This window comes from Mesonia sp. HuA40 (assembly GCF_008017835.1).
Lineage (GTDB): Bacteria > Bacteroidota > Bacteroidia > Flavobacteriales > Flavobacteriaceae > Mesonia.
Genome location: NZ_VRLT01000032.1, coordinates 64,205 through 73,880 on the forward strand (window position 1 = coordinate 64,205; position 9,676 = coordinate 73,880).

The 9,676-nt window shown below is 41.9% G+C and carries 6 protein-coding genes; 1 reads left to right on the plus strand and 5 read right to left on the minus strand.

Features of this window, described 5'->3' with window-relative positions; translation table 11 throughout:
• Positions 1-60 precede the first annotated feature (60 nt).
• Positions 61-1,629, plus strand: coding sequence for an ABC transporter substrate-binding protein (locus FT993_RS08285; protein WP_255504452.1), 1,569 nt, complete (start codon positions 61-63; stop codon positions 1,627-1,629).
• A 1,815-nt stretch (positions 1,630-3,444) separates the two neighbouring features.
• Here FT993_RS08285 and FT993_RS08290 read toward each other — a convergent pair.
• From FT993_RS08290 to FT993_RS08310, 5 genes are read right to left on the minus strand one after another with little or no spacing between them, the layout of a single operon-like run.
• On the minus strand, positions 3,445-4,827 hold the full coding sequence (locus FT993_RS08290; protein WP_147862083.1) for an exopolysaccharide biosynthesis polyprenyl glycosylphosphotransferase: 1,383 nt from the start codon (positions 4,825-4,827) through the stop codon (positions 3,445-3,447).
• A 33-nt stretch (positions 4,828-4,860) separates the two neighbouring features.
• On the minus strand, positions 4,861-5,886 hold the full coding sequence (locus tag FT993_RS08295; RefSeq protein WP_147862084.1) for a glycosyltransferase family 4 protein: 1,026 nt from the start codon (positions 5,884-5,886) through the stop codon (positions 4,861-4,863).
• Complete coding sequence (locus FT993_RS08300; protein WP_255504453.1) at positions 5,828-7,216, minus strand: O-antigen ligase; 1,389 nt, start codon at positions 7,214-7,216, stop codon at positions 5,828-5,830. The genes FT993_RS08295 and FT993_RS08300 overlap by 59 nt, the downstream gene beginning before the upstream one ends.
• Positions 7,213-8,328: a glycosyltransferase family 4 protein gene (locus tag FT993_RS08305; RefSeq protein WP_147862085.1), complete on the minus strand. Its 1,116-nt coding sequence runs from the start codon at positions 8,326-8,328 to the stop codon at positions 7,213-7,215. The genes FT993_RS08300 and FT993_RS08305 overlap by 4 nt, the downstream gene beginning before the upstream one ends.
• On the minus strand, positions 8,325-9,431 hold the full coding sequence (locus FT993_RS08310; protein ID WP_255504454.1) for a glycosyltransferase family 4 protein: 1,107 nt from the start codon (positions 9,429-9,431) through the stop codon (positions 8,325-8,327). The genes FT993_RS08305 and FT993_RS08310 overlap by 4 nt, the downstream gene beginning before the upstream one ends.
• Positions 9,432-9,676 lie beyond the last annotated feature (245 nt).

The window sequence follows — 9,676 nt, forward strand, 5'->3', positions numbered from 1 at the left end:
TTAAAAAAAACTAGCCGCAACTGGCTGCTATTTCGGAATCCTTCCGTTTTAATTTGCTTGTTGCTCAGCTTATGCTTTGGCTGCCAACCCCAAGCCCCGCTGTACCCCGACACAGCCGTCTTTCGGTACAATGAGCACGCCAATATCACCTCGCTCGATCCGGCTTTTGCTAAAGATCAACGCAACATCTGGGCTTGCCACCAGTTATACAACACCCTAGTACAATTAGATGAGAATCTTGAAATTCAGCCCGATTTAGCCAAATCTTGGAGCATCAGCGAAGATGCCACCACCTATACCTTTAAACTCAAACCACAAGTTTACTTTCACGAAAATGAAGTTTTTAAAAATCGTGCCGATAGGCAAGTGCAAGCACAAGATGTGGTATATAGCCTAAAACGCCTCACCGATAAACAAGTGGCTTCACCCGGTAGCTGGGTGATGAACCAGGTAAAAAGCATTGAGGCTATTAACAACAACCAAGTACAAATTAAACTTCACCAAGCTTTCCCCGGTTTTTTAGGTTTGCTCAGTATGAAATTTTGCAGCATCATACCCCAAGAAATGGAGCAACTAGACTTTAGAGTCAACCCCATAGGTACCGGACCCTTTTATTTCAAACGCTGGGAACCGAATGAAAAATTGGTTTTTAGAAAAAATACCAACTATCACGAATTTGATGAAAATGGCGAACGCCTGCCCTATCTCGAAGCTGTGGCCATTACTTTCTTACCCGATAAGCAAGCAGAATTTCTGCAATTCGCCCAGGGCAAACTAGATTTTTTAAGCGGACTGGATCCTGCCTACAAAGACGAACTGCTCAACAGTCAGGGGCAATTGAATACGCGTTACCAAGAAAAAATCAGTCTGCAAAAAGCACCCTACCTCAATACCGAGTATATTGGTTTATATGTAGATGATCCTCAACAAGCCACCCATTACCGCTCGTTTCGGCAAGCTTTAAATTATGCCATAGACAAACCCAATATGATGCGCTATTTACGCAATAATATTGGGGTTCCCGCTCAAGGCGGATTTATTCCACGCGGATTACCCGCCCATACGTCTAGCGGATTTTATACCTATCAACCAGAAAAAGCCCGAGCGCTCATTCAAAAGTTTAAACAAGAGCACCCCAACATTCCGGTTCAGTTAAAAATAAGCACAAGTGCCAGTTACCTTGATTTAGTAGAATACCTACAGGGCCAGCTTACACAGGTGGGCATACAAACTGAAGTAGAAGTTATGCCCCCTTCTACCTTACGTCAATTGAGATCGGTTGGAAAGCTAGCGGCTTTCCGAGCCAGTTGGATTGCAGATTATCCCGATGCACAAAATTACCTCTCGCTTTTTTATAAAGCCAACTGGTCGCCCCACGGTCCCAATTATACGCATTATGCTTCGGCAACATTCGATAGCTTATACCAAAAAGCCATGACTGCACCCCAAGCCCCAGCCCGCGAAAGCTTATACCGCCAAATGGATGCATTGCTTATGCAAGCGGCACCGGTTATTCCTTTGTATTATGACGAGGTGGTACGCTTTACACAAAAAAATGTTCACGGTTTAGGCATCAATGCGATTAACCTATTGGATTTAAAACGGGTGCAAAAACAAGCATTGGAGTAAAGCCTTGTTGTTATAATCGAAAGGATTATAAGCATAAAGTCTGTAACGACATGCCTTGTGAGTTCGAGTTTCGGATTTTTGGGCGGTAGAACAAAAAGGCGAAGTATCGAGAAAAAGTCGAAAAGTAGCGAGTTTATTTTCTTTTTCAAAAGTTACTCTTTTACAATTCATCGATCTTGCTATGTCCTAATTTTCATTTTCTTTACGGTGTATTCCTCTCGCTGCGCTCGTCGGATACAGGAGAAAACGAAACAAAAGAAAGTACACTTTTTCTAAGGTATTTTTCAGCTTTGCTGAAAACCACTTGTATTTTGCTAAATTGGCTCCAAGGCTTCACCAATTCTTCACGCAAAACACAAGTTATACTGAAGAAAAAGATTGCAAAGCGCTGCTTTGAAACGGTTTTTTACGTGGGCTGCTGGTGTATAAAATAACTCTAAAACACGCCTTGTCAGTTCGAGTTTCGGATTTTTGGTCGTTAGAACAAAAATGCGAAGTATCGAGAACAAGTCGAAAAGTAGTGAATACTTTTATAGTTTCCATTATTATTTACTACTAATCGAAAACTAAAAGTACCCATTTCTTAACCCTCTACTTTTTTCCATCGCCGAAAAAAGTAGCAAAAAAGTCTAGGCTTACGAAACTAGTGCTAAATTGTATGTTTGCAAGCTAAATTTTAGGAACTCACCCGATTTCCAATCGGGCTTAAACAGCCTAAAATTTTTAACGCTTACTGCACTGCCAATTTTGCGCCCTATTTTCGATAGGCCGGGTTAAAATGGTATCTTTATGTATTCTTTTTGTAAAAGAACCTGCCTTGTCAGTTCGAGTTTCGGATTTTTGGTGGTAAACCAAAAATGTGAAGTATCGAGAACACGTCGAAAAGTAGTGAATACTTTTATAGTTTCCATTATTATTTACTGCTAATCGAAAACTAAAAATACCCATTTCTTAACCCTCTACTTTTTTCCATCGCCGAAAAAAGTAGCAAAAAAGTCTAGGCTTACGAAACTAACGCTAAATTGTAGGTTGGCAAGCTAAATTTTAGGAACTCACCCGATTTCCAATCGGGCTTAAACAAGCGATGGGTAGTAATTTTCTAAGGTTTTTAAAACCTACATCTTAACAACACATCAATACTACAATGTCCTAATTTTCATTTTCTTTACTTGTATAAAGAAAACGAAACAAAAGAAAGTACACTTTTTCTGAGGTATTTTTCAGCTTTGCTGAAAACCACTTGTATTTTGCTAAATTGGCTCCAAGGCTTCACCAGTTCTTCACGCAAAACACAAGTTATACTGAAGAAAAAGATTGCAAAGCCCTGCTTTGAAACGCTTTTTAACGTGGGCTGCTGGATATTGTTATTGCTATATTCACGTATATATAAAAAGCACTGCCAGTTTTATTTGCTATTTTCGATAGGCCGGGTTTGAAATGGTATGTCTATTTATTCTTTTATAAAATAACCTGCCTTGTCACACCGAGTTTCGGATTTTTGGACGATAGAACAAAAATGCGAAGTATCGAGAACCCTGAATGCTCGGGACTACTGCGTAGCGAATCAGCGAATACTTTTTTAGTTAGAAATAAACTACTTCTCGATACAACCCAGCAAGTCCAACTACGGCATTAAAAATGCCTGTTGGCCAGGCTGGCCCACTCGAAGTGATCCCGAAGCGTCGGGACTTCTGCGTAGCGAAGCAACGAATGCTCGGGACTCCCTTAGGGTAGCACTATGTACGTAGTAGTTTATAACCACGCCTTATCCATTCGGGTTTTGGTTTTTTGTGGTTAAACAAATTAAGTAAACTACTATTGCCCGCGGAAAAAGATAATGGTACTTAGGGTTTTTAGAAAAATACGGAAATCTAAATACAAACCTCGGTGCTTGATGTAATACAAATCGTATTGAAGCTTTTCTAAGCTGTCGGTTTCATTTTCGGCGTACTTAGCATTTACTTGAGCCCAGCCGGTTAAGCCAGGTTTAATGACATGACGAACTTCGTAAAAGGGAATGCTTTCTTTTAATTCGGCTACAAACTCGGGGCGTTCGGGACGCGGACCTATAACGCTCATATCGCCCAATAGAACATTAATGAATTGAGGGATTTCATCCAATCGGGTGCGTCGCAAAAATTTACCAAAGGGTGTAATACGGCTGTCGTTTTTCTTGGCATATTGTGCGCCATTTTGCTCGGCATGCTCCACCATACTCCGCAACTTATAAATCGAAAAGCACTTACCGTGACGCCCCACTCGGGTTTGCCTATAAAACAAAGGTCCGCGGTTCGCGATGCTATTCAACAAAACCACAATAGGCAAGATTAAAATCAGAAAAAACAAACCAAGCAAAGAAGCCAATACATCAAAAACCCGAGTAAAAAACAAGTACAGTTTATTCTGACCGCTTCGGCTAAACGGAAAATAAGAATAAAAATCTCGGGTAACATCTTTTACCGGTAAACGTTGGGTGAGTTCCTCGTAAACCTGCGCGTATTTTTTAATGTTATAACCTCGTTTCAGCAAACCGATTAAAGCCTCGTGCAATTCGGCATCTAAACCTTGAGCCGAAGGCGTATATACAATAATTTCGTTAATCAAATGCTGCTTTAGGAATTCATCCAGCGCTTCGATTTTTAATTGCGGTAATTCGCTATTTTGAAAGGTATTACAAGTTTGTATATACCCGCATACCACATAATGCGGATCGGCAGCGCTAAGTTTGCGCTCCAATTGTTCGATATCAAACGAATCGCCAACTATAAGTGTGTTTTTATAAAAACGCGGTGAACTGATAAAAGTGATATACGACCAGCGCCAAAGGCTTAACGAACCCAAAATACCCACAAAAAAGTAAAGAATCTGAATGCGGTTCTCGGGTAATGAAGGAGTATAAAAAGGCGTAAATAAATAAAACAACACCGTTAATAAACTGGTGAGTACACAGTTTTTAAACACCCGATTAAAATCGGTGGTTTTAGGCAACTGGTAAAGCTCAAAAATGGTAGCAAACAACAACAGATAAAACACCAACACCAGCGTCCACGCCCATTTATCAGAGGTAATACTAAAATAGGAAAAATTAAACAAGCTACTCAGCACATACAAGCCCAGTACACACACCAGCACATCCATCACCCGCAATAAAATTTTGCGTTCAGAGACTTCAAAATGCAACCGATTTGAACTTTTCATATGGGGGCGCTTAGGCGAACAAAGATATTATTTTTAAACATTTAAGAGGAGCTCTTCCCATTTATTTTTGATGACGCTCCAGTCAAGTCGTTCTGCTTTAGCCCGAGCTGCCAAGCAACGGGCACGTGTAGCCTCGGGTTCATTGATGCAACGGCAAATGGCTTGATAAAAGGATTTTAGGTTTTGACTGGGCACCAATAAAGCATGCCTATCTTGCTCTACCAGCGCGGGAATACCGCCTACATCGGTTGAGACTACGGCAAGGCCTAAAGCCATTGCTTCCATCACGCTCATGGGCGTATTATCAATACGGGTAGTGTTGATAAAAAATGAATAGTCTTTAGCCAGCTGATGCCAATCGGCTTTGCTCAATTTTCCTGTAAACCGCACCGGTAAATTATGTCGCTCAGCATAGGCTTTACAAGCCGGATAAGCTTGATCATCCCAAGGTCCCACCATACACAACTCGGCTTGGGGGTAATCTTGGTATAAGGCTTCTAGCACTTTTACCGCCAAAAGCGGATCGTAGATTTCGGCAAAAGAACGCACCCAAAGCAGTTTAGGTGCGAAGTTGTTGCGCGATTTAAAAGCATAATCCTCAATACTAAAACCGTTGGGGATCACTTGGGTGATATAATTATACTGGGCAAAACGCTGCGCCAAGAAATCGGAAAGCGCCACATTTGCACTAGCCTTTCCGAATAAAGCCCGACACCAAAAAGCCGAATGTTCCAAACGATAGGGCAAATTCCCTCCATGTAACAAGCATATATATTTCAATCCCAGTAACCTACAGTTCAAGGCAATACTCACAGCAAACCAAAAATTAAGACTCGAGTAGGTATCGATAAGCACTAGCGGTCGCTGCCGAAAACTCTTCCACAACAAAAGGTGCATATGTAAAAAACGAAGCACTTTGTTTTTTTGGGTACTCCCACGGGTAAGGGCATAGCCCCATGCTTGAAGTTGATCGCCTAAAAAATCTACCCCAGTAGGGTTTTTACCATGTTTTTGCAAGCGATTGCCGAGGTACAGGAGAGCCGGTTTTCTTTTTTCCATAAGTCAAATGTAGTAAAGCCAACCCATATATAAAACCCGGAAGCGCAATTCGCATCGAACTATGCGCCATGGTCAAAAAGGCAAAAATAAGAAACGGATAAAAATACAAATTGCGTTGACCTTGTAGTTTACGGATTAAGGGGGCTCCTAAAAGAATGCATAAAGCGATAATACCCAACAATCCATGTTCTCCTATAATCCTACTGATTTCGTTATGAGATGCAGCGGCCTCCCCTAATTCGGCTTCGTGATACACCTTGGAAGATCCTACCCCTCCGCCTAAAAAAGGATGATCGATAAAAGCTTGTATTTCGGCTAAAAACAAATCCCACCGACCCGTAGTCACATCATCTTTGGATACTCCAGCTGCATTTTCGTTGGCATAACGATTCTCGAGCAAGCCTCCGGTTTGACTTACCGCCAATCCCCAGATGCCCAAAGTTACCAGCAGACTGACCCCTATTTTAAAAATCAATTTGGCCTTATGCTGTACGTTTACTTTTTGAAAAAAGAAAAATACAAATACCGAAGCCATCAAAATCGCTACATACACCCCACCTCGTGAAAACGTCAGCAAAGCTCGATGCGCCATAGCAATTAAAAAAAACAGCATTACCCCTTGCACGAGCTTGTTTTTATAGGGTAGCAACAAACGGGTGAATAAGAAAAAAACACCAAGACCTAAAACCGTGGACACCTGATTAGGACCGAAACCTCCAGAAGTTGCCGCATTGGAAGCCGTACCCGTAACCACCGACTGAATATCAGGAGCATACAAATAAATATACACCGTCATGGCGATAATCGGATAGAGCATGGCATCTAACAACTGTAAAAATACAGTAAAACTGATTCTCCTTCCGTAACAATAAAGTGCCGAGGCCATCAAGCATAAAGGTCCGCTTAGATTAAACAATACATTTTTTCGAAACAAAAACAAATCATCGCTATAATATTCCAACGCCAGAATCACTCCTGGGAGCAAAAGAAGAATATACAGTACGTAAGGATAAGCCTTGCGCTTAAAACCAGTATAAAACATACCGATTAACAAAAACAGAATTACCGCATATTTCCCGGTTTCATAAAAGAACATGGCTTTGGTCATTCTAAAAAACACTTCGGCACCGGCAATATAGGCACTGGCGACCAATATTTCTTTTTCTTTATCGGGCTTGGTTAAAAAACGATATATGAAATAAGCAAAAACCACTACCAAATACAATCCCATAGCCGGTCGATACACACTGGCCAGTAAGCCTAAGCCAACGTGCCCCAAAGCAGCCACCAAAGGTTTAAGTCGGTTGATATTTTTTGGTTTTAGTTTCAATACTGATCTAATAATGCTTTAATTCTTTTGCGGTAATGAGCATAGGTAAAATGAGCTGCCACGGTATGGCAGGCCTCCGCCTGCGTTTTGCGTTTGCTTATATCCGCAGCTAAAGCTTGTTGTATGGCTTCTTGTAAACCAAGAGTGTCAATGCTTTTCATTTTATAGCCGTTTTGTGGGTTTACATATTGTCCAATACAAGAAACATCGCTTACAATGGGTATGCAACCATAATTCATAGCTTCGGCAATCACCTTAGGAAAGCCCTCTGAATCACTAGGCAATAATAAAAAATGTGCTTTATTGTAGCACTCAAATACGGCTTCTCGCTGTAAAAATCCGTGAAAACGAGCGGGTAACTGCTGGGTCTTAGCTTGCTCTTCATACTGCTCACGCTTGGCTCCGTTACCGATAAAATCAATTTGAGCCACAGCGCTAGTGGGTAAGCCAGCAAAAGCATCCAAAATGCGTTGTACGCCTTTCTCATCTTCGAGCCGACCTACAAAACAAAACCTAAAAGGAGCCGAATAACTTTTTTGAGCAATTATGGCTGCTCCTTCTTTTCGTTCAACTTGGGTCAAGCAAGGATTTTCAAAAGTAAAACAATGCGCCGGCTGCCCGGGCCAGGCTCCGTTAATGGTTACGGGTCGGTTTTGCTTTTTTAACCAATACCGCTGCAAGGCATAGCCCAGCGGTGGTTGGTTTTGGTTCCAGTTCCCGGCATATTTGAACCAAACTTTTGGCGATTTTAAACCACTTAAATACGGAATCAAGTACACCCCCATGCCGGTAGGCGCTCGAAATTGAATCGCATCCACCTCACCCACTAAGCTACGCACTTTACCTAGGGTTTCGGGAATGCCCTTTAAAACACCCAGTTTATCGCTCCAGCTTTTTCCCCCTCTAGGTCTTAGAGGTATAAAATGGATGTGTTTAGAGTTATATGGCAGCGCACTAGGCGGCGGGTTTTCTGCGTGCAAGTAAGCTAAATGATAAATCGCCTCAAAATCTTGAATAAGGTGATTGATTTCGGTAACCGTAGGACCCCAACCCACTATCTGGCCACTTGTGGTTTTATAATGTTCTGTATGAGAGATAATCGCTAGTTTCATGCTTCCAATATTTTAAGGTACTGGGGTATAATCTTTTCCCAGCTAAAGTTTTTGGCCCAAGTTTGTGCTCCGCTTGAAAAGCTGGCATAGTTTTTCATAATTTGTTGTACTTGCTCCAGTACTTGTTCAGGGGCCTGTGCATCGACCAATAAGCCAGATTTGCCGTGCGCAATCGCATCTTCTATACCGCAACCTCGAGATCCAATTCCGGGTAGTCCCAAGGCATTGGCTTCTAGAATCGCAATGCCAAAGCCTTCTACATCACCCTCGGCCGTGTTTTCACTCAGCATCATAAAGATATGCGCGGCTTGCAATTGTTTGATTTTATCGCTTTCGCTTACTCTGCCATGAAAATGCAAACGATCGGCTACGCCCAAACGCTCGCCCAAGGCTTGCAATGCTTTTTTTTCGGTCGGTAGCCCCAACATATGATAACTTACTCCGGCAAAATGCTTTTTAAGCAAAGGCAGAGCTTTGATAATATTGTGTTGACCTTTACGCTGCGTTAGATTGCCTACCGTTATCAGTCGTAAAGGCATTGCAGGGATTAACCGAGAAGATTTGGACTTGATTTCAGGTAAAGCAAAACCATTAGGAATCACATGAACCTGTCTATTGCCGATACCTTTAACCAAACTACGGGTGTAATGCGATACGGCAATCCGCTCATCTAAGCGTTTGAGACCATAGCGAGTAAGCTGCCGTTGCCAAGCCTTTGGCAATTGCAATTCGCTACCATGCAATACGCCTATCTTTTTTCCTTTAAAGTTAAAACTCAATCCCGCCCCCAACCAAAGCGAAAACTTCCCCGAAAGCAGCAGCGCATCGGCATGCCTTATGGCTTGCTTGGCTTGGCGGAACCTGTTTAGATAAGCCAAAGCCATCGGCTTTCGGCGTTTTATACGTATGATTTTAAAGTCTTGTTCTGCATCAAACAAGCGCTCTTCCTCCCCCTCAACCGAACGCTGATCGCTGATAACTACCACTTGCTTACCCGCAGCGGCAAAAGATCTCGCCAAATGCCATGCATGGTTGCCAATGCCTCCCGGTTGCGGAGGAAATTCAGAAGTCAATAGCAGTATACGCTTAATCGCTTGGGGCATGTGTTTTGGGTTTTAGCGTACAAAGCTACGCCATTTCAAAAAAACACAAAACTTTTGAATTCCCTAGGCTTTTTATTGATTTTTTAAATCCACATTCTATTGCGATGAAACTGGGTTTAAAAAGTAGTGGTGTTTATTCATTTTTAAAGGAAAACCACGCCTTGTCAAACCGATTTCTATGACAAATCCAAGCTATTTTTATAATAAGTTTGATTTTTAATAAGAGCCAAAGCTATGTGTAAAAG

Coding starts and splice junctions, on each gene's coding strand:
- FT993_RS08290 (WP_147862083.1), bottom strand. CDS start 4,827: ATGAAAAGTTCAAATCGGTTGCATTTTGAAGTCTCTGAACGCAAAATT.
- FT993_RS08295 (WP_147862084.1), bottom strand. CDS start 5,886: ATGGAAAAAAGAAAACCGGCTCTCCTGTACCTCGGCAATCGCTTGCAA.
- FT993_RS08305 (WP_147862085.1), bottom strand. CDS start 8,328: ATGAAACTAGCGATTATCTCTCATACAGAACATTATAAAACCACAAGT.
- FT993_RS08310 (WP_255504454.1), bottom strand. CDS start 9,431: ATGCCCCAAGCGATTAAGCGTATACTGCTATTGACTTCTGAATTTCCT.